Origin of the sequence: Methylobacterium hispanicum, from assembly GCF_022179285.1 — a bacterium.
In the GTDB taxonomy this organism is placed as follows: Bacteria; Pseudomonadota; Alphaproteobacteria; order Rhizobiales; family Beijerinckiaceae; genus Methylobacterium; species Methylobacterium hispanicum.
The window spans coordinates 14,542-33,152 of the sequence record NZ_BPQO01000047.1 but is presented as its reverse complement, the minus strand read 5'-3'; the positions used below and the strand labels follow the sequence as shown (position 1 = coordinate 33,152).

At 73.0% G+C, this 18,611-nt stretch carries 17 protein-coding genes; 6 read left to right on the top strand and 11 right to left on the bottom strand.

Features of this window, described 5'->3' with window-relative positions; all coding sequences use genetic code 11:
* Positions 1 to 1,040, bottom strand: a 1,040-nt coding sequence (locus tag MFF56_RS30350) for an MCP four helix bundle domain-containing protein (RefSeq protein ID WP_238232069.1), incomplete at its 3' end; no start/stop codon positions are given.
* A 172-nt stretch (positions 1,041 to 1,212) separates the two neighbouring features.
* Positions 1,213 to 2,097, bottom strand: coding sequence for an esterase/lipase family protein (locus MFF56_RS30345; protein WP_066918857.1), 885 nt, complete (start codon positions 2,095 to 2,097; stop codon positions 1,213 to 1,215).
* 463 nt (positions 2,098 to 2,560) lie between these two features.
* On the opposite strand from MFF56_RS30345, the gene apaG reads away from it, so the two are divergent.
* The 3 genes from apaG to speG are packed head-to-tail and all read left to right on the top strand — an operon-like array spanning position 2,561 to position 4,731.
* Positions 2,561 to 2,953: a Co2+/Mg2+ efflux facilitator ApaG/CorD gene (gene apaG, locus MFF56_RS30340; protein ID WP_066918854.1), complete on the top strand. Its 393-nt coding sequence runs from the start codon at positions 2,561 to 2,563 to the stop codon at positions 2,951 to 2,953.
* Between the two features lie 51 nt (positions 2,954 to 3,004).
* Complete coding sequence (gene argE, locus MFF56_RS30335) at positions 3,005 to 4,171, top strand: acetylornithine deacetylase (protein ID WP_066918852.1); 1,167 nt, start codon at positions 3,005 to 3,007, stop codon at positions 4,169 to 4,171.
* On the top strand, positions 4,168 to 4,731 hold the full coding sequence (gene speG / locus MFF56_RS30330) for a spermidine N1-acetyltransferase (RefSeq protein WP_066918859.1): 564 nt from the start codon (positions 4,168 to 4,170) through the stop codon (positions 4,729 to 4,731). Before argE ends, speG begins: the two co-directional genes overlap by 4 nt.
* Positions 4,732 to 4,789: 58 nt before the next feature.
* Here the strand turns inward: speG and MFF56_RS30325 are convergent, their stop codons facing one another.
* The 4 genes from MFF56_RS30325 to MFF56_RS30310 form a co-directional block, all read right to left on the bottom strand.
* Positions 4,790 to 6,004, bottom strand: a complete 1,215-nt coding sequence (locus MFF56_RS30325; RefSeq protein WP_066918850.1) for a hypothetical protein — start codon at positions 6,002 to 6,004, stop codon at positions 4,790 to 4,792.
* Positions 6,005 to 6,146: 142 nt separating this feature from the next.
* Positions 6,147 to 7,154, bottom strand: coding sequence for an Hsp33 family molecular chaperone (locus MFF56_RS30320; RefSeq protein WP_066918848.1), 1,008 nt, complete (start codon positions 7,152 to 7,154; stop codon positions 6,147 to 6,149).
* Positions 7,155 to 7,348: 194 nt separating this feature from the next.
* The gene (gene argF, locus MFF56_RS30315; protein WP_238232067.1) at positions 7,349 to 8,317 is read right to left on the bottom strand and encodes an ornithine carbamoyltransferase; all 969 of its coding nucleotides are present in this window, start codon (positions 8,315 to 8,317) and stop codon (positions 7,349 to 7,351) included.
* A 127-nt stretch (positions 8,318 to 8,444) separates the two neighbouring features.
* On the bottom strand, positions 8,445 to 9,638 hold the full coding sequence (locus MFF56_RS30310) for an aspartate aminotransferase family protein (RefSeq protein ID WP_066923751.1): 1,194 nt from the start codon (positions 9,636 to 9,638) through the stop codon (positions 8,445 to 8,447).
* Positions 9,639 to 9,922: 284 nt separating this feature from the next.
* On the opposite strand from MFF56_RS30310, the gene MFF56_RS30305 reads away from it, so the two are divergent.
* Positions 9,923 to 10,396 carry a RidA family protein gene (locus MFF56_RS30305; RefSeq protein ID WP_066923749.1) on the top strand — a complete coding sequence of 158 codons (474 nt, stop codon included), beginning with the start codon at positions 9,923 to 9,925 and terminating at the stop codon, positions 10,394 to 10,396.
* Positions 10,396 to 11,163, top strand: coding sequence for a glycerophosphodiester phosphodiesterase family protein (locus tag MFF56_RS30300; RefSeq protein ID WP_066923747.1), 768 nt, complete (start codon positions 10,396 to 10,398; stop codon positions 11,161 to 11,163). Before MFF56_RS30305 ends, MFF56_RS30300 begins: the two co-directional genes overlap by 1 nt.
* A gap of 267 nt (positions 11,164 to 11,430) precedes the next feature.
* Here MFF56_RS30300 and MFF56_RS30295 read toward each other — a convergent pair whose 3' ends face one another.
* Entirely contained in the window at positions 11,431 to 12,987 is a 1,557-nt protein-coding gene (locus MFF56_RS30295) for a GMC family oxidoreductase (protein WP_066922413.1), read from the bottom strand.
* On the bottom strand, positions 12,984 to 14,456 hold the full coding sequence (locus tag MFF56_RS30290) for an alpha/beta hydrolase (RefSeq protein WP_238232064.1): 1,473 nt from the start codon (positions 14,454 to 14,456) through the stop codon (positions 12,984 to 12,986). The genes MFF56_RS30295 and MFF56_RS30290 overlap by 4 nt, the downstream gene beginning before the upstream one ends.
* A gap of 133 nt (positions 14,457 to 14,589) precedes the next feature.
* Between MFF56_RS30290 and MFF56_RS30285 the strand changes: the two genes are divergently transcribed.
* A complete protein-coding gene (locus MFF56_RS30285; RefSeq protein ID WP_082773382.1) occupies positions 14,590 to 15,639 on the top strand; it encodes an NAD(P)-dependent oxidoreductase in 1,050 nt (349 codons plus the stop codon).
* On the opposite strand, the gene MFF56_RS30280 is transcribed toward MFF56_RS30285, so the two are convergent.
* Genes MFF56_RS30280 through MFF56_RS30270 form a run of 3 tightly spaced genes read right to left on the bottom strand, consistent with a single transcriptional unit; the run spans position 15,579 to position 18,478 of the window.
* A complete protein-coding gene (locus tag MFF56_RS30280) occupies positions 15,579 to 16,061 on the bottom strand; it encodes a glutathione peroxidase (protein WP_066927745.1) in 483 nt (160 codons plus the stop codon). The genes MFF56_RS30285 and MFF56_RS30280 overlap by 61 nt on opposite strands.
* 43 nt (positions 16,062 to 16,104) lie before the next feature.
* Positions 16,105 to 17,265, bottom strand: coding sequence for a M20 aminoacylase family protein (locus MFF56_RS30275; protein ID WP_066927743.1), 1,161 nt, complete (start codon positions 17,263 to 17,265; stop codon positions 16,105 to 16,107).
* A 7-nt stretch (positions 17,266 to 17,272) separates the two neighbouring features.
* On the bottom strand, positions 17,273 to 18,478 hold the full coding sequence (locus MFF56_RS30270; RefSeq protein ID WP_066927741.1) for a GNAT family N-acetyltransferase: 1,206 nt from the start codon (positions 18,476 to 18,478) through the stop codon (positions 17,273 to 17,275).
* Positions 18,479 to 18,611: the final 133 nt, after the last annotated feature.

The following is an 18,611-nucleotide window of genomic DNA, read 5'->3' as shown; positions in this document are numbered from 1 at the left end:
AGTTCCTCGGCCGCCGCCGCCACGGTGTTGACGTTGGTGGACGCCTCCTCGGCCGCGCTCGCGGTGGTCGCCGACAGCCCGGCCGTCTCGGCGGCCGTCGCCGTCATGGTCCGGGCGGTGGCCTGCAGCTCGGTCGCGGACGACGAGACCGTGCCGACGATGCCGCCCACCGCCCGCTCGAACCCCTCGGCCATCTGGCGCATGCCGGCCTTGCGCTGCTCCTCGGCGGACGCGCGCGCGAGCGCCGTCTCCGCTTCCAGCCGTTGCGTGCGGATGAGATTCTGCCGCGATGCCTCGATCGCGCCGGCGATGGCGCCGATCTCGCTGCCGCGAGCGGTGTCCGGAACCGGTGCGCTCACATCGCCCGCCGCGAGGTCCCGCATGCGTCGGATCAGCCGGTCGATCGGACGCGTCACGCCGAGGAGCACGTAGGCGATGCCCGCCAGTGCGGCCGTCAGCGCGAGCCCGCAGAGCAGGACCGTGAGCCGGAGGCCGAGTTCGTACGTGTCGCCCGCCGCGCTGCGCGCACGATCGCCGCCGGCGATGTTGAGGGCAGTCGAGCGGTCGAGCGCGTCGAGTGCCGCCTCGAAGGGCTTGCGCGAATCCTGGAACAGGTCGTTGAGGAAGGTCTGACTCTTCGATTCCGCGGAGGCCGAGATCTTGGACCGGTGCGCGAGGTAATCGGTCCAGGACCGCCGGAACGCGTCCCCCAGCGCCCGCGCCTCCGCCCCCCGGATCAGGGGCTCGTAGCGGGACCAGACGCTCTCGGCGTCCGTGATGCGCCGGCCCGCCAGCGCGTCGAGATCGCCGACGGGTTCGATGCCGGTGATGTAGCGCGCATCCGTCATGCGGACGCGCGTGATCCTGTATTTCAGCTCGCCGAGTTCGCGCACGCTCGGCATCCAGTTCTCCGTGATGTCGTGCGTGCTCCGGCTGACCGCGCCAAGCTGCACCACGCTCAGGAACCCCTGCGCGAGGATGCAGACCGCGAGAAGCGCGATGATGCCCCGAAGCGCGTAGGAAATCTTGACGTGCATCATAGCCCCCGATTTCGGGGGATGATCTCGCACGGACGTTAAATATTGATGCCCTGTCGCGCGCTGACTGATGATGCGCAGAGTTGATTTGCGTCGCGTTCTCAATCCTGGATTGCAGTTTTCCGGCTCGATCCCACCGCGGTTACGCATACCGTACGGGCTCGAGCCGCTCGCTCTACCCCGCGGCGTCGTCGGAGCCGCCGGCTCCCGTGTAGCGGCGGGCGATGGCTGCGAATTCCCGCGTCCGCAGATAGCCGTAGGACTTGTGGTGGTTCACCGCGCCGTCGAGGCGCCGGAAGTCGTTCACGACGCGCCGGTCGACGACCCGGACGCCCCCGTCGCTGGGGGCGTAGTCCGCATCCAGCGCGCCCATGATCGAGACGACGTCGTCGCCATCCGCCAGATTGGTCCAGGCCGAGACGTTGTTGGGCACGCGCAGGGCACCGTGTTCGGCCGCGAACTTGAGCTTCACCTTCGCCAGTCCCATGGGCGAGCCGGCCGTGACGAGGTGCTCGACGCGCAGCGCCGGATCCTCGCGCTCGAGGGTGCGCAGCACGTCGTAGGCGATGACCGATCCCATCGAGTGCGCGACGAGACAGATCCGGCGGTCGCGAAACGCCCTCAGGCGCTCGGCGAGGCGCGCTCGGACCTGCCGGGCGAAGCCGCGCTCGCCGTGATAGTGCCAGAGGTCGTCGAAGCGGTGTTCCAGGATCACGTCGTCCAGGAGCGTGATGCCCGTCGCCTCCTCAATGCGGTCGATGCCCGCGTAGACCGGCGCGAGCAGGTCCTTGACGGTCGTCGCCGCCTCTGCCCGGGCCGCGGGCGTCCGCTCCGCATCGGCGCGCGGGCGGTAGGGCTCCTGGTTCGCATCCTCCGACAGGGGGATCTCGTAGCGAAGGTCGGCCCAGTAGACGAACGCGAAGCAGAAGGTCGTGCTCGAGTCTATCCCGGCACTCGCCAAGCCCTCCGCGATCGCGGTCCGCCACCAGCGCGTCTTCTCGTCGATCGGCGGCTTGTTGGCGAGGCCGTGGATACCGATGATGACGCAATCGGGCTCCATGGGGGCGGTTGGATCCTCGCAACGTCGTCGGGGCCTGCGCTGGGCCGGGGCGTTTCGACCGTTCCCGTAACGCGAAGACCTGACTTTGGGATGCAGCGCGGACGGGGCCTGCGGCGATCGGGCCTCCCCCGCAGCCTTCGGGGCCCTTCCCCCGGGCCGGTCCCGCCGCGGTGGGCCCCCTCGCCCCCCCGGGTCGCGCGCCAAGGCCGGCGGGGCGCGGGCCTCCGGCGTCGGGGCGATGCGCTCGGCCCTCCGGATGGGGACGGCTGGCGGCCTCCCGCCGTCCTCCCGCCGTCCCCGCGGGGCTCCCCGGCCGGCGCGCCGCGACGTACTCCGCCGCGATTGACGCCGATTCCGACGACAACTACCACGTGGCTCCCCGGGCGGAGACGCCGCGTTGAATCGGCGCCGAGGCCCGGCGGGGGTTCACCGAGGGTTCCTCGGCAAGAGGCGTTTCAGCACGATGTACAAGGCAGAGACGCGCGGAATCAGCGTGACCGTCATGCCCCGTTTCGTCGAGGAGGAATCCTCCCCCGGCGAGAGCCGCTACTTCTTCGCCTACACGGTCGAGATCGTGAACAACGGTGCCGAGCAGGTGCAACTGCGCGCCCGGCACTGGCGCATCATCGACGGGCGCGGCGCCTGCCAGGAGGTGCGCGGCACCGGCGTCGTCGGCAAGCAGCCGGTGCTGGAGCCGGGCGAATCCTTCAGCTACACGAGCGGCTGCCCGCTCACGACGCCCGACGGCCTGATGGCCGGCAGCTACACCATGGCGACGGTGGCGGGCGAGAGCTTCGAGGCCGAGATCCCCGCCTTCTCCCTCGACAGCCCGCACGTGCGCCGCAGCCTGCACTGAGAGGCACCGAGCCCCGCCGCGGGCTCGGCGCGCCCGGAGGAAGGAGGCCCCATGCGGAACGGTGACCGGCTCGAGACCGTCGATCTGCTCGCCCGGCTCGTCGCCTTCGACACCGAGAGCAGCCGGTCGAACCTCGCCCTGATCGACTGGGTCTCGGCCTATCTGGACGGCTGGGGCGTGCGGTCCGTGCGCGTGCCGAACGCGGCGGGCGACAAGTCCGCCCTCTTCGCGACGCTCGGCCCCGAGGGCGACGGCGGCGTCGTGCTCTCCGGCCACACCGACGTGGTGCCGGTGGCGGGCCAGAGCTGGAGCGCCGACCCCTTCACCCTGCGGATAGCGGACGGGCGCGCCTACGGCCGCGGCGCGGTCGACATGAAGGGCTTCTGCGCCTTGGCGCTCGCCCTCGTGCCCGAGATGCTGGCGGCCGACCTCAGGCGGCCGATCCACATCCTGCTCTCCTACGACGAGGAGACCACCTGCCTCGGCGTCGCCGACACGATCGCGCGCTTCGGCCGCGACCTGCCGCGGCCCGGCGCCGTGATCGTTGGCGAACCCACGAACCTCGAGGTCGCCGATGCCCACAAGAGCGTGGTGACCTGCCTGACCACCGTGCACGGTCACGAGGCGCATTCCTCCAAGCCCATGCTCGGCGCCAACGCCGTGATGGCGGCGGGCGATCTGGTGGCCGCGCTCAACGGCATCGCCGACGCGATGATCGCCCGGGGCGACCCTTCGGGCCGGTTCGACCCGCCCTTCTCGACGGTCCATGTCGGCACGATCCAGGGCGGCACGGCGCGCAACATCCTGCCGAAGGTCTGCAGCTTCAACTGGGAGTATCGCGGCCTGCCCGACCTCGACCCGGCCGAGATCCCGGCCCTGTTCGGGGAGGCCGTCGCGCGCGTCACCCGCGACCGGCTCAACCGCTACGGCGCCTACGGCCGCATCGAGACCCTGGAAGAGGTGGCGGTGCCGGGCCTCGCGCCCGAGCCCGGCTCGGAGGCCGAGCGGCTGGCGCTCCGGCTCGCCCAGCGCAACCGCACCGTGTCGGTGCCCTACGCCACCGAGGCCGGACGCTTCCAGGCGGCCGGGATCCCGACCGTGGTGTGCGGTCCCGGCTCGATCGACCAGGCGCACCAGCCGGACGAGTTCATCACGCTGGCGGCGCTCGGCCAGGGGGAGGCCTTCATGCGCCGCCTGATCGCGGAGTGTTCCCGATGAGCCAGCCTCTCGACCGGGTGAAGCTGCGCCCCCTGGAGCGCGAGGACCTGCTCTTCGTGCACCAGCTCAACAACAACGACAGCATCATGCGCTACTGGTTCGAGGAGGCCTACGAGTCCTTCGCCGAGCTGGCGCAGCTCTACGAGCGCAACATCCACAACCAGAGCGAGCGGCGCTTCATCATCGCCAACGACCGCGACGAGCGGGCCGGCATGGTCGAGCTCGTGGAGATCAACCACCTGCACCGGCGCTGCGAGTTCCAGATCGCCGTGCATCCGGGCTTCCAGGGCCGCGGCTACGCGTGGCAGGCGACCCGGGTGGCGATCGACTACGCCTTCAGCGTGCTCAACATCCACAAGCTCTACCTGCACGTGGACAAGGACAACCGCCGCGCCGCGCAGATCTACGAGCGCTGCGGCTTCCGTCCGGAGGGCGTGCTGAAGGACGAGTTCTTCATGAACGGCCGCTACCGGGACGCGGTGCGGATGTGCCTGTTCCAGCCCGAATATCTCGCCCGCCGCGGCAGCGGCGACATCGGCGAGCCGGTGCTGAAGACCTGATACGCGAAGGGAGGCGCCGTCGCCGGCGCCTCCCTCCTCTTGTCCCGAACGCGTCGGCTCAGTTACGGCCGCCCGTGGCGCCGCCGGCGTTGCCGCCCTCGCGGCCGGCGCCGCCCTGCGCGCCGCCACCCTGCATGCCGCCCTGGCGACCGCCGGCGTTCATGCCGCCGCGCTCCGCCCCGCCGCGGTTCTCACCCATGCCGCCCATGCCGCCGCGCTCGCTCCGGTCGGAGACGTTGCGCATGCCGCCGTCGCGGCCGCCCTGCTCGCGCATGCCGGCGTTGCGGGCGCCGTCCCGCTCGCGCGCCTCCGTCCCGGCGCGGTCGCGGCCCTCGTTGCGGTTGAAGCCCCGCTCGCCGCGCTCCTCGCGGCCCGCCCGCACATCCGTGCGGCTGCGCTCGCTGAAGCCGGCGTTGACCGTGCCGCCGCGACGCTCGCTCGTGCTGACCGTCAGGCGACGGTACTCGGGGGAGCCGTAGAGCACGCGCTGGCCGCGCACCGTGACGTAGCGCTCGCGCGGGCCGGTCTCGCGCACGGTCACGAGGCGGCGATACTCAGGCGAGCCGTAGAGCACGCGCTGGCCGCGGATGACGACGTAGCGCTCGCGCGTACCGCCCTTCACGGCGACGAGACGGCGATACTCCGGCGAGCCGTAGAGCACGCGCTGGCCGCGGATCACCACGTAGCGCTCGCGGGGGCCGCTGCGGTGCTCGGTGACGATCAGACGGCGGTACTCGGGCGAGCCGTAGACCACCCGGCGGCCGCCGATGAAGACGTAGCGACCCTCGCGGCGATAGCCGCCATCGACGACGTTCGTGCGGCTGCGGATGTCGGTGCGGGAACTCACGTCGGTCCGGCCGCGAACCTCGCCGCGCTCGCTGCGGCGCTCGTCGCGCGCCCCACGCTCACCCCGCATCTCGCCGCGCTCGGCCCGGTCGCCGTCGCGGTTGCCGCGGCCCTCGGCCCGTGCACCGTCGCGCGCTTCGCCGCGCTCACCGCCGCGCTCACCGCCGCGCTCGGCCGTCGCGCCCCGGTCGGCTCCAGCGCGGCCCGCCTCGCTGCCGCGCGCCTCGGCGCCCTGCCCCATCGCGCCGGAGCCGCGCTCCGTGCCGCCGCGCTCGGCGCCGCCCCGGGCCTCTCCGCCGGCCTTCATGCTCGATCCGGCGCCACCGCCGCGCATGCCGCCCTCGCCGCCGGCCGTGCCGGCGGCGTTCTGCGCGTAGACCGAGGTGCTGAACAGAAGGGCCGCAAGGCCTACCGCAATCTTGTTCATCGTGTTTCCTCCGGAATTCTGAGACGCCTCGAAACGTCGCAGATCCCGAAAGGGTTCACGAGGAAAGCAAATTTGCTGCGCCGGCCCCGTACTGATGGACGGCGCGGGCTGACTTGGTCAAAGCTTGGCTGTTCAGAGACCGTTACTGCGCGGGCCGCTCCGCGATCTCACGCTCGACCTCGGCCGGATCCAGCGCGTAGCGGCGCGAGCAGAACTCGCAGGTGATCACGATGCGCCCGTCATCGGCGACCATGTCCCGGCGGTCCTCCGGCGTGAAGGAGCGGATCATGCCCATCACCCGCTCGCGCGAGCAGCGGCAGGTCTCGCGCACCCCTTGCGCCTCGAACACCCGCACCCCGCGCTCGTGGAACAGGCGGTAGAGCAGGCGCTCGCTGGACAGGTTCGGATCGACCAGTTCGTGGTCCTCGACCGTGCCGGTGAGCGAGCGGGCCTCGACCCAGGCGTCGTCCTCCGGTGCCCCCGACCCGAGATGCGCGTGGCCCTCCGGGATGTCGCCCGGCGGCAGGTCGGCGAGCCGCGCGCGGTCGATGGATTGCGGCAGGAACTGCACGAGCAGGCCGCCCGCGCGCCAGCGGCTCGCGCCATCCTCGAAGGCCTCGGCGACCGCGAGGCGGACCTGGGTCGGGATCTGCTCGGACTGGCGGAAATACTGGTGCGCCGCCTCCTCGAAGCTCTGGCCCTCCAGCGCGACGACGCCCTGGTAGCGGCTGGCCGCCGAGCCCTGGTCGATCGTCATGGCGAGGTGGCCGTGGCCGACGAGGTCGGCGGTCTTCAGCGGGCCAGTGCCGAGCGCGGCCACCCGCTCCGCGTCGAAGCGGGCGGTGGCGCGGAGCCGGTCGGGGGCCTCGAAATCGACCACGATCATCGCGACCGGGCCGTCGGTCTTGGTCTGGAGCTGGAAGCGGCCCTCGAACTTCAGCGAGGAGCCGAGCAGCACGGTCAGCGCCGCCGCCTCGCCGATGAGCCGCGCGACCGGGTCCGGGTAGCCGTGGCGGCGCAGGATGGTGTCGATGGACGGCCCGAGCCGCACCGCGCGCCCGCGCACGTCGAGGGCCTCGACCGCGAAGGGCAGCACGGCGTCGTCGCCGCCCGCGTGGCCGTTGCTGTGGATCTCGGTTCCGGACGTCATGCCTGCTCCGCGGGGTCGTCGGCCACGAGCGCGGCCGCCCGACGGAGGGGCTCAGGGTCAGCGCGCGGGGCCGGGGGATGGGGGGACGGGCGCGTGGCCCGACGAGGCTCCCATATGGGGCCGCCCCCGGATTTTCGCGAGAGCGCGGTCCTCCCCCGGGCCAAGGAAGGATCGGCGGGAGGAATCGGCGCGCGTCAGAGCCCGTTCGCCCGGAGGCACCAGGCCAGCACGCCCTTCTGGGCGTGCAGGCGGTTCTCGGCCTCGTCGAACACCACCGATTGCGGACCGTCCATGACCTCGGCCGTCACCTCTTCGCCGCGATGCGCCGGCAGGCAGTGCATGAAGATCGCGTCCTTGGCCGCCGCCGCCATCAGCTCCGCGTTGACCTGATAGGGCGAGAGCAGGTTGTGGCGGTGCTCGCCGTCCTCGTCGCCCATCGAGACCCAGCAATCGGTGACCACCGCGTCGGCCCCGTCCACCGCCGCGAAGGCGTCGGTGGTGAGGTTGACGCGCGCGCCTTCCTGCTTGGCCCAGGCCATCACGGCGGCGGGGGGCGCCAGCTCCGGCGGGGCCGCGACGTTCAGCGTGAAGTCGAAGCGCGCGGCGGCGTGGACCCAGCTCGCCAGCACGTTGTTGCCGTCGCCCGACCACGCCACCGTGCGGCCCCGGATCGGCCCGCGATGCTCCTCGAAGGTCAGGAGGTCGGCCATGATCTGGCAGGGATGCGAGACCTTGGTGAGCGCGTTGATCACCGGCACGGTCGCGTTCTCGGCCAGTTCCAGCATCAGTCCGTGGTCGAGGATGCGGATCATGATCGCGTCCACGAAGCGGGAGAGCACCTGCGCGGTGTCGCCGATGGTCTCGCCGCGGCCGAGCTGCATCTCGCTGCCCGTCAGCATCAGGGTCTCGCCGCCGAGGTCGCGCATGGCGACGTCGAAGGAGACGCGGGTGCGGGTCGAGGGCCGGTCGAACACCATGCCGAGATACTTGCCGGCGAGCGGGCGCTCGGCGGGCGGCTCGCCCCGGCGGCGGCGCGCCTTCATGGCGGCGCTGGCGTCGAGCACGGCGCGCAGCGTCTCCGCCGAGAGGTCCTTCAGGTCGAGGAAGTGGCGCGGGCCGGCACCCTCGGCGGGGACCGCGTGACCGTTCGTCTGGGCAATCATCTCACACGTCGTTTCTCATCATCCGTGCACGGGATCGGTCCGACCCCGTGCGACCCGGCGCATCGGCGCCGGTGCGCGGTCGCGCTTGCCGCCGGGCGCGCGGGTGCGCGCCCGGTGGATCGTCGGGCTACTCGGCGGCGCCGCGCAGCGCCCCGTCGAAGTTCGAGGCCGCCGCCTCCAGGCGCGCGACGGCCTGGGCCACGTCGTCCTCCGTGACGATCAGCGGAGGCAGGAGTCGGACCACGTTGTCGCCGGCCGGGATCACCAGGAGGTGCTCGGCGCGGGCGGCCGCCGCGAAGTCGGTGTTCGGCACCCGCAGCTTGAGGCCCAGCATCAGGCCCTCCCCGCGGATCTCCGCGACGACGCCGGGATGGCGGTCCATCAGGGCGGCGAGCTTCTGCTTCAGGTCGAGCGCCGTGCGGCCGACCTGCTCCAGGAAGCCCGGGGCCAGCACCACGTCGAGCACGGCGTTGCCGACCGCCATGGCGAGCGGGTTGCCGCCGAAGGTGGTGCCGTGCGAGCCCGGCACCATGCCGCGCGCCGCCTCCCTCGTTGCGAGGCAGACGCCGAGCGGGAAGCCGCCGCCGATGCCCTTGGCCGCGCTCATGATGTCGGGCGTCACGCCCGACCACTCGTGCGCGAAGAGCCGGCCCGTGCGGCCCACGCCGGTCTGGACCTCGTCCATGATGAGGAGCAGGCCGTGCTTATCGCAGAGCGCGCGCAGGTGGCGGAGTTCGGCCGCCGGCACCACCCGCACGCCGCCCTCCCCCTGGATCGGCTCGATCATCAGGGCGGCGGTCTCGGGCGTGATGGCGGCCTCGAGCGCCGCCATGTCGCCGGCCGGCACCTGATCGAAGCCGTCCACCTTCGGGCCGAAGCCCTCGATGTACTTCTGCTGGCCGCCCGCCGCGATGGTGGCGAGGGTGCGCCCGTGGAAGGCGCCCTCGAAGGTGACGATCCGGAAGCGCTCCGGATGGCCGCCCTCGGCGTGGTACTTGCGCGCCATCTTGATGGCGGCCTCGTTGGCCTCGGCGCCCGAGTTGCAGAAGAAGGCGATGTCGGCGAACGTCGCGTCCACCAGCCGCTGGCCGAGCCGCTCGCCCTCCGGGATCTCGTAGAGGTTCGAGACGTGCCAGACCTTGCCGGCCTGCTCGGTGAGCGCGGCGACGAGGTGCGGGTGGGCGTGGCCGAGCGCGTTGACCGCGACGCCCGCGCCGAAATCGAGGTATCGCTCGCCGCCGCGCGCCACCAGCCACGCGCCCTCGCCGCGCTCGAACGCGATCGGGGCCCGCACATAGTTCGGCAGAAGGACGGACGTCATGGGTCCCAGCTCCTGTGTCCGGCGCGCGGGGCGGGCCACGGGCCACCACGGCCCGCAGCACCCGCCCGGAAATGAAAGTGCCGCCTCGTCACCGGGGCGGCACGCGCGCGATTACTATGAAACAGCGGTCTCCTGTCAATGATTTGACGGTCCTGCCAGCCATGCCGGACGATTTTTGGGATCGTCCGGAACACCGCCTCGACCCGCGTTCCTCGGCCCCCTTGCGCGCCGCGCCGGGCCTGTGCTCAGACCCCGCCGAACGGTTGGTCACGGAGGGAATCAGCATGAGCTCGATCAAGGAACGGCTGAAGGATCTCGGCCTCGCCCTGCCGAAGGCGGCAGCCCCCGTGGCGAACTACGTGCCCTTCGTGCGCACCGGCAACCTCGTGGTGATCTCCGGCCAGATCTGCTTCGGCCCGGACGGCAAGCTCGCGCCCGAGCACACGGGCAAGCTCGGCGACACGGTCTCGAACGAGGCGGGCATCGCGGCGGCCCGGCTCTGCGCGCTCAACGTGCTGGCCCAGCTCGAGGCGGCGGTGGGCGACCTCGACCACGGGGTCGATCAGTGCGTGCGGCTCGGCGGCTTCATCAACGCCGTGCCGACCTTCGCGGGGCTGGCGCCGATCATGAACGGCGCCTCCGACCTGATGGTGGAGCTGCTCGGCGACCGCGGCCGCCACGCCCGCTCGACGGTCGGCGTCGCGGAACTGCCCCTCGACGCGGCGGTCGAGGTCGAGGCGATGTTCGCGGTGCGCTGATGCGGGCCCCTCCCGGGACCGGAGCGCCCCGCTGGCTCACCGCGCGGCCGATCGCCCACCGGGGCCTGCACGACCGGGCCGCGGGCATCCCCGAGAACACGCTGGCGGCGGCCCGCGCGGCCGTCGCGCGGGGCTTCGCGATCGAGTGCGACGTGCAGCTGACCGCCGACGGCGAGGCCGTGGTGTTCCACGACTTCGCCCTCGGGCGGCTGACGGAGCGGAGCGAGCCGGTGGCGAGCCTGACGGCCGCGGAGCTGGCGCGCCTCGCGGTCGCGGGGACGGACGAGACCATCACCCCCCTGCCCGCCTTCCTCGCCGCCATCGGGGGCGCCGTGCCGCTCGTCGTCGAGATCAAGTCGCGCTTCGACGGCGATCTCGCGCTGACGCGGCGCGTCGCCGAGGTCGCCTCCGGCTACGACGGGCCGCTCGCGCTCAAGTCCTTCGACCCGCGCGTGGTGGCGGCGTTGCGCGCGCTCGTGCCGGAGCGGATCCCGCGCGGCATCGTGGCCGAGTCGAGCCAGGACGACCCCGCCTACGCCGCCCTGCCCGAGAGCGAGCGGCGGGCGCTCGCGAACCTCCTGCACCTGGAGGAGACGCGGCCCGACTTCCTGTCCTGGCGCGTCGACGACCTGCCCTGTGCCGCCACCTATCTCGGGCGCCTCCTCGGCCGCCTGCCGGTGATGGCCTGGACGGTGCGGACGCCCGACCAGCGCGCCCGGGCCGAGGCCCACGCCGACCAGATGGTGTTCGAGGGTTTCGTGCCCTGACATCGCTTCCGGTTGCGCGGGCCGGAACCGCGCCGCGCTCCCTCTCCCGTGCGGGAGAGGGTTGGGGTGAGGGATGAGAACTCTCCAGACAAGGCGAGCTGCTGCCGCGGAACCGCAGCGTTCGATCCTGATGGCTCCGGGTCCCTCACCCGGCTTTCTGCGAAAGCAGACCTCTCCCGCACGGGAGAGGGGACCCGCGTCTTGTCTTGGGGTGTCTGTGGTCCGATGGAGGGCCGCCCAGGATGCCATCCCGACCGTGCTGCCGGATCAGCCGTCCCGCGCCCGCTCCAGGAACGCTTCCGCGCTCCGCAGCGCCAGCGCCATGATGGTGAGCGCCGGATTCGCCGCGAGCGAGCTCGGGAAGGTCGAGCCGTCGCTGATCCAGAGGTTCGGGATGTCGAAGCTGCGGCCGTAGGGATCGACCACGGCCGCGTCGCCGCTCCGGCCCATCCGGCAGGTGCCGAGGGTGTGGGCGACGCGCTCCAGCACCCAGATGTCGCGCGCGCCCGCCGCCTCCCAGAGGTCGCGCATCAGGGCGGTGGCGTGGGCGTTCAGGCGGCGCTCGTTCTCGCTGTAGCCGAAGCTGATCTGCGCCTTGCGCAAGCCCAGCGCGTCGGTCTCGTCGGAGAGCGTCAGCCGGTTCTCGTCGCAGGGCAGCGTCTCGCCGTTGATGCCGATGCCCGCCAGATGGTTGTAGCCGTCCAGGCAGGCGTGGAGCGCCGGTCCCCAGAGGCCGCGGGTGCGGGCGACCGCGTTGGCGAGCGTCAGGGGCTGCACCCCGAGGCTCTGCACGAGGTAGCCGCCCGCGAAGTCGGCGTCCCGCGGCCGGACCATGTCCTCGCTGATCAGCGAGGACGGGTAGCCCCGGTTCATCCGGATCGGGTCGGGGAAGCTGCCCCAGACCTGGGTCGCGACATGGCCCATGTAGTTGCGCCCGACCTGGCCGCTCGCGTTGGCGAGACCCAGATTGAGCAGCAGGCGCGGCGTCTCGACGGCGCCCGCGCAGAGGAAGACCGCCCCGCAGAGCTGGCGGTGATCGACCCCGTCCCGCCGGTAGACCACCGCCGTGACCCGGCCCGAGGCGTCGCGCTCCAGCCCGTGCGCGACGCTGCCCGGCCGGATCTCGGCGCCGTGGCGGAGCGCGAGGGGAAGGTAGGTCACGTCCATGCTGGCCTTGGCGCCGTTGCGGCAGCCCTGGTGGCAGTAGCCGCAATTGATGCAGGCCTCGCGCTCGGGGCCGCCCTCCTGCGCGAAGGGACGCGAGACGACCGCGGCCGGCGCGTCCGTGGCGCGCAGGCCGCGCTGCCCGCAGGCGAGCGCCATGATCTCCGCCGGGCCGTTGCGCGGCACCGGCGGCAGCGGGTAGCGCCGGCCCGGATCCCACGGATAGGGATCGGCCCCCGAGACGCCGATGAAGCGCTCGACCCGCTCGTAGAAGGGGACGAGTTCGTCGAGGCCGACCGGCCAGTCGCAGCCCTCGCCGGTCTCGGTGTGGAGCGCGAGGTCGCGCCTGTCGGGCCGGGGCACGAAGGCGCCCCAGTGCAGGGTCGAGCCGCCGACGCCGGTGCCGCTGTTGTTGGCCCCGAAGGCTTCCGGCGTGGTGCCGCCGCTGAGGCGCTCCCCGGTCCAGTAGATCTCGTCGGCCAAGGTCTCGTCGAAGGCGAAGGCGGCGGGCGCGAAGTTCGGGCCTGCCTCCAGCGCGACCACCCTCAGGCCGGCGGCTGCGAGCCGCGCGAGAACCGGCGCGCCGCCCGCCCCGGTGCCGATCACCACCGCATCGACGGCCTCGTTCAGTGCGTGGTGCCGCATGCCGTCGAGGTTCATCGGACCGCCTCCGCGGGAGCGCTCTGTCCCGGTTCCCAAGGTTCAGGTTCCCAAGGTTCGGGTTCCCAAGGTTCGGGATCGTTCCGCCCGGTCCGGACGAAGCCCGGAAGATTGCGGGCGAGCCCGTCCGGGTCGGGCGTGCCGGTGCCGCCGGCGCCGATCCCCGAGAATCCGAGGCGGGCGAGCGTCGCCGGGTGCGCGAGGTAGGTGCGCACCGCGTCGGCGCGCAGATCCTCGAACCACAGCACCATCTGCTCCGCGTCGAGGCGCGGGTCCGCCGTCTCGGGCACCGCCAGTCGGCCCTCCTGGGCCGCCCGCAGCAGCGCGTCCCGGCCCGCTCCGTCGCGGGCGAGGAACGGCGCGCCCTCCGCCCGCGCGGCGGCGTCGAGGCTGCGCAGGCCGGCGCGGTAGGCGTGGGCGTCCGGCGGCAGGCGGGAGAAGCGCCAGCCGTCGCCCGCACCGCTCGCCAGACGCGCGTCGAGCCGGGCGGCGATGTCGAAGCCGGCCTCGGGCAGCACCCGGGCCACCACGGCGCGCAGCAGCGCCAGCGCGACCGGGTCGAGCGCGGCGGGGGCGTAGGCCGGATCGTCCGGCTCGGCGCGCTCGACGAGGGCCGCCCGCAGGCGCGGGTTGACCCGCTCGGAGGCGATCAGCGCGGCGTAATCCGCGGGGATCCGCGCCGGCGCGGGGTCTGCGGGCGCTGCCGCGGCGAGGTGGGCAGCGATCTCCGCCGCCACGGCGTCCGGCCGTTCCAGCGGCAGCAGGTGGCCGGCGCCGTCGAGGACCCGCGTGCGGGCGTGGGCGAGGTGGGGCGCCGTGAGGGCGGCCTGTCCGGCGGGGCCGAGATCGGCATCGTCACCGCCCGCCAGGATCAGCGCCGGCGTGCGCAGGACGCCGATGCGGGCGGCCCAATCCTCGTTCGCGCCCGATTCGAGCCAGGCGCGCCACGCGTCCGGCGCGGCCCGCAGCACGTCGGCGGTCGCCGCGTCCTCGTCCCCGGGCGCCAGCGGCGCGCCGACATTCTGGCGGATGAACGCGCGGGCCTCGCGCGCCCGCGTCTCCGCGTCGGCCCCGATCCAGGCGAGCATCGCCCGGCGACGCTCCTCCGCGATCGGCTCGGGGCTCGGCGGGGAGCCCGCCACGAGGACGAGATGGCTCAGGCCCGCGAGATCCGGGTCGCCGTCCTCGGAGCGGCGCGCCAGGGCCAGCGCCACCTTGGCGCCCATGCTGTGCCCGGCCAGCGCGAAGCGGCGCGGGCGCGCCGCCCGGATCGCGGCGGCGACGTGGTCGGCCATGGCGGCGACGTCGTAGCCCGTCGTCCCCGCCGCCGCGCCGAAGCCCGGGAGGTCGAGGGCGAGGCAGCCCACCGTGCCGGCGAGCCGGCGGGCGACCGGCTCCCAGGTCCGGGCGGAGCCGCCGAGGAAATGCAGCGCGACGAGAAGATCAGGAGAATTGTCGGATCGGGGCATAGCGCCGAGATTGCGCGCGGCTAACCTGGATCAAGCGCGGCGGATGAAATGCCGCGCTCCGCCGTAGCCCGGCGTATGACGGCGCGGCGCGATCCCGGCATACCGCGGCCGAAGCCCCGCCCGGAGATTGCCGGTGACCGACGCCGACGCCGACGCCAAGCCGCTCGTCCTGCTGACGAACCCGATCCATCCGGAGGCGGTGGCCCGTCTGGAGCCGCATGCCCGTGTCGTGACCGCGCCGGACACGGGCGCCGACACCCTGCGGCGCCTCGCTCAGGGGGCCTCCGGCATGATCGTGCGGGCGCAGCTGCCCGACGACATCCTCGACCACGCGCCCGGCCTGCGGGGCATCGTCCGGCACGGCGTCGGGCTCGATTTCGTGCCGCTGGCGACGGCGACCGCCCGCGGACTACCCGTGGCGAACCTGCCCGGCAGCAACACGCGGGCGGTGGCCGAGTACGCCTTCGCGGCCCTGCTCGACCTGCGCCGCCGCCTCGCCCACCTCGACCGGACGCTGCGCCGGGACGGCTGGCTCGCCGCCAAGACGCTGGCGAGCGACCTGCCGGAGATCGGCGGCACCACGCTCGGCGTGCTGGGGCTGGGCGAGATCGGCCGGGCGGTGGCGGGGATCGGCCGGCACGGCTTCGGCATGCGGGTGCTCGGCGCCGCGCGCACGCCGCGCAACCTCGACGGCCTCGTCGAGTCGGTGCCGGTCGAGCGGCTCTTCGCGGAGAGCGACGCGGTGGTGATCGCCTGTCCGCTGACCCCCGAGACCCGGGGGCTCGTGGGCGCCGCGCTGATCGGCCGGATGCGGCCCGGGGCGGTGCTGATCAACGTCGCCCGCGGCCCCATCGTGGAGGCCGAGGCGCTGGCCGACGCGCTGGAGGCGGGCCGGATCGGCGGCGCGGCGCTCGACGTCTTCGCCGAGCAGCCCCTGCCGGAGGACCACCGGCTGCGCGGCTGCCCGAACCTGCTCCTCACCCCGCACGTCGCCGGCACCACCGCCACCAGCCTGCGCACGATGGGGCTGGGCGCGGCCGAGGCGATGCTCGCGATCCTGCGCGGCGAGCGGCCGGCGACGGTGGTGAATCCGGAGGGTATGGCTGAGAAGGGCGGTGCTTCTCAGCCGAGCGCCGCGGCGATCGCCCCCTCCAGCGCCTCGGGCTTGGTCTGCGGCGCGTAGCGATCGATCACCCGGCCCTCGCCGTCGCAGAGGAACTTGGTGAAGTTCCACTTGATCGCGCCCGTGCCGAGCAGGCCCGGCCGCTCGCGCTTGAGGTGGACGAAGAGCGGGTCTGCCTCCGGCCCGTTCACCTGGACCTTGGCCAGCACCGGGAAGGTCACGTCGTAGCCGAGCGTGCAGAACTGCGCGATCTCGGCCGCGTCGCCCGGCTCCTGCGCGCCGAACTGGTTGCACGGGAAGGCCAGCACCGCGAGCCCCTGGTCCCGGTGGCGCCGCCAGAGCGCCTCGAGCCCGGCATACTGCCCGGTGAAGCCGCATTTCGAGGCGGTGTTCACGATGAGCACGGGCCGCCCGCGATACTGCGCGAGCGGGTGCGGGCTGCCGTCCGCGGCGCGCGGCGAGAAGGCGTGGATCGTCGTCATGGGCGGTCCGGAAGAGGCGCCCCCGAGCGGGGCGCCCCGTTCCCTAGGCCGTCGCGCGGCGCTCGACCAGACGGGCGAGGTAGGCGCTGCCGATCGGGATGATCGTGTCGTCGAAGTCGTAGCTCGCGTTGTGCAGGCCCGGGCCCGGGTTCGAGCCGAGCCAGGCGTAGGCGGCCGGCACCTTGAGCGCCATGTCGGCGAAGTCCTCGCTGCCCATGCGGGGCGGGGCGCTGGTGTTGACCTGGGCCTCGCCGAACAGCTCGGCGGCGATCTCGGCCGCGGCCTGCGTCTGCGCGGGGGCGTTCTCCAGAACCGAGAACACGTCCTGGATCTCGACCGTGATCTCGGCCCCGTAGGCCGCCGCGAAGCCCGCCGCCAACTCCCGGATGCGGCGGGAGGCCAGCGCCCTGAGTTCCCGGTCGAAGGTCCGGATGGTGCCGGCCATGTCGGCGCTCTCGGGCACGACGTTGTAGGCCGAGCCGGCGTTGAGCCGGGTGATCGAGACGACGATCGACTTCAGCGGGTCGGCGTTGCGCGAGACGATCGACTGCATCGCCTGGGCGAGGCCCGTGATGATCACGATCGGGTCGATGCCCTTGTGGGGCTGCGCCGCGTGGATGCCGCGGCCCTGCACGCGGATGTCGAAGAAGTCGGCTGCCGCCATGATCGGGCCGGGGCGCAGGCCGATGGCGCCGTGCGGGCCGCTCGGCTGGTTGTGCAGGCCGTAGATCTCGTCGCAGGGGAATTTCTCGAACAGGCCGTCGGCCAGCATGGCGCGGGCCCCGCCCCGTCCCTCTTCCGCCGGCTGGAACACGAAGACCGCGGTCCCGTCGAAGTCGCGGGTCTCGGCGAGGTAGCGCGCCGCGCCCACCAGCATGGTGGTGTGGCCGTCGTGGCCGCAGGCGTGCATCTTGCCGGGGTAGGTCGAGCGGTAGGGGAGATTGGTCTCCTCCTCGATCGGCAGGGCGTCCATGTCGGCGCGAAGCCCGATGCGCCGGCCGCCGCCGCTCCGGCCTTTCAGCACGCCGACCACGCCGGTGCCGCCGATGCCCCGGTGCACCTCGATCCCGTAGCCCTCCAGCAGGTCCGCCACGATCCCGGAGGTCCGCACCTCCTCGAAGCCGAGTTCGGGATGGGCGTGGAGGTCGCGCCGCAGCGCGGTCAACGCGTCGGCGTAGGTCTTGATGCGATCGATCGGGCTCATCTGCGGCTCAGGTCTCGCGCTTGAACGGGGTCAGGCTGTCGAATTCCCCCACGAGAGCATTCACGTGGGCGCGCTCCCTTCGCAAGTAGTCGGCCACGGCTTTACGCAACCCTGGGTCGGCAATGTCGTGGGCCGAGCGCATCAGGACGGGGCGGTAGCCGCGGGCGAGCTTGTGCTCGCCCTGCGCGCCGGCCTCGACCCGCTTCAGCCCGCGCGCGATCGCGAAGTCGATCGCCTGGTAGTAGCAGACCTCGAAATGCAGGAAGGGGTGGTCCTCGATGCAGCCCCAGTTGCGCCCGTAGAGCGCGACGTCGCCGACGAGGTTGATCGCCCCCGCGATGTAGCGGCCGCCGCGCCGGGCCATGATCAGCAGCACCCGCTCGGCCATCCGCTCGGAGAGCAGCGAGAAGAAGCGGCGGTTGAGATAGGGCCGGCCCCATTTGCGGGCCCCGGTGTCCGTGTAGAAGGCGAAGAACGCGTCCCAGTGCGCCTCGGTGATCTCGGAGCCCGTGAGGCGCTCCACCGTGATGCCCTGGCTCAGCGCGTCGCGCCGCTCGCGCCGGATGCTCTTGCGCTTGCGCGAGGCCAGCGCCTCCAGGAAGCCGTCGAAGCTCGCGTAGCCCGCGTTCAGCCAGTGGAACTGCTGGTCGGTGCGCTTGAGGAAGCCCGCCGCCCCGGCCCGCTCCCACTCGGCCTCCTGCATGAAGGTGACGTGGATCGAGGAGGCCCCCGCCTGGTCCCGCAGGGCCCGCAGGCCCGCGATCAGCCCGGCCGTGGCCACGTCCGGGTCGGCACCGGGCGCGATCAGGAAGCGCGGCCCGGTGACGGGGGAGAAGGGCACGCTCGCCTGGAGCTTCGGATAATAGGCGCCGCCCGCCCGCTCGTAGGCGTCGGCCCAGCCGTGGTCGAACACGTACTCGCCCTGGCTGTGGCTCTTCAGATAGCAGGGCGCGACGCCGAGAAGGTCCCCGTCCCGCTCCAGGCTGATGTGCAGCGGCAGCCAGCCGGTCTTGCGGGAGACGCAACCGGAATCCTCCAGCGCCGACAGGAAGGCGTGGGAGACGAAGGGGTTGTGGGTCTCGTCGCCGCCCCGGAGCGTCTCGGCAGAGGTGGCGCAGGCGTCCCAGGCCTCGGCGCCGATCTCCTTCAGGCCGGCGAGCGCGCGCACCTGCAAGGCGGGGGCGGACTCGCGGGGCGCGCCGGGTGTCTCCATGGGCGCAGATCTAGACCCGAATGCCGGAGGGGCCAAGCGGTCCGGGCACGGGCAGGCCGTAGGGAGGGCGGGCGCGGGGTCGCAGGCCGGCGGCGGGCGACCGCCGCCGGGCGGCGCGCCGGCCTATCTCGGG

Bases quoted from the DNA above. Each gene is read 5' to 3' on its own strand.
- MFF56_RS30345 (WP_066918857.1), bottom strand. From the start codon at position 2,097: ATGGAGCCCGATTGCGTCATCATCGGTATCCACGGCCTCGCCAACAAG.
- apaG (WP_066918854.1), top strand. From the start codon at position 2,561: ATGTACAAGGCAGAGACGCGCGGAATCAGCGTGACCGTCATGCCCCGT.
- argE (WP_066918852.1), top strand. From the start codon at position 3,005: ATGCGGAACGGTGACCGGCTCGAGACCGTCGATCTGCTCGCCCGGCTC.
- speG (WP_066918859.1), top strand. From the start codon at position 4,168: ATGAGCCAGCCTCTCGACCGGGTGAAGCTGCGCCCCCTGGAGCGCGAG.
- MFF56_RS30325 (WP_066918850.1), bottom strand. From the start codon at position 6,004: ATGAACAAGATTGCGGTAGGCCTTGCGGCCCTTCTGTTCAGCACCTCG.
- MFF56_RS30320 (WP_066918848.1), bottom strand. From the start codon at position 7,154: ATGACGTCCGGAACCGAGATCCACAGCAACGGCCACGCGGGCGGCGAC.
- argF (WP_238232067.1), bottom strand. From the start codon at position 8,317: ATGATTGCCCAGACGAACGGTCACGCGGTCCCCGCCGAGGGTGCCGGC.
- MFF56_RS30310 (WP_066923751.1), bottom strand. From the start codon at position 9,638: ATGACGTCCGTCCTTCTGCCGAACTATGTGCGGGCCCCGATCGCGTTC.
- MFF56_RS30305 (WP_066923749.1), top strand. From the start codon at position 9,923: ATGAGCTCGATCAAGGAACGGCTGAAGGATCTCGGCCTCGCCCTGCCG.
- MFF56_RS30300 (WP_066923747.1), top strand. From the start codon at position 10,396: ATGCGGGCCCCTCCCGGGACCGGAGCGCCCCGCTGGCTCACCGCGCGG.
- MFF56_RS30295 (WP_066922413.1), bottom strand. From the start codon at position 12,987: ATGAACCTCGACGGCATGCGGCACCACGCACTGAACGAGGCCGTCGAT.
- MFF56_RS30290 (WP_238232064.1), bottom strand. From the start codon at position 14,456: ATGCCCCGATCCGACAATTCTCCTGATCTTCTCGTCGCGCTGCATTTC.
- MFF56_RS30280 (WP_066927745.1), bottom strand. From the start codon at position 16,061: ATGACGACGATCCACGCCTTCTCGCCGCGCGCCGCGGACGGCAGCCCG.
- MFF56_RS30275 (WP_066927743.1), bottom strand. From the start codon at position 17,265: ATGAGCCCGATCGATCGCATCAAGACCTACGCCGACGCGTTGACCGCG.
- MFF56_RS30270 (WP_066927741.1), bottom strand. From the start codon at position 18,478: ATGGAGACACCCGGCGCGCCCCGCGAGTCCGCCCCCGCCTTGCAGGTG.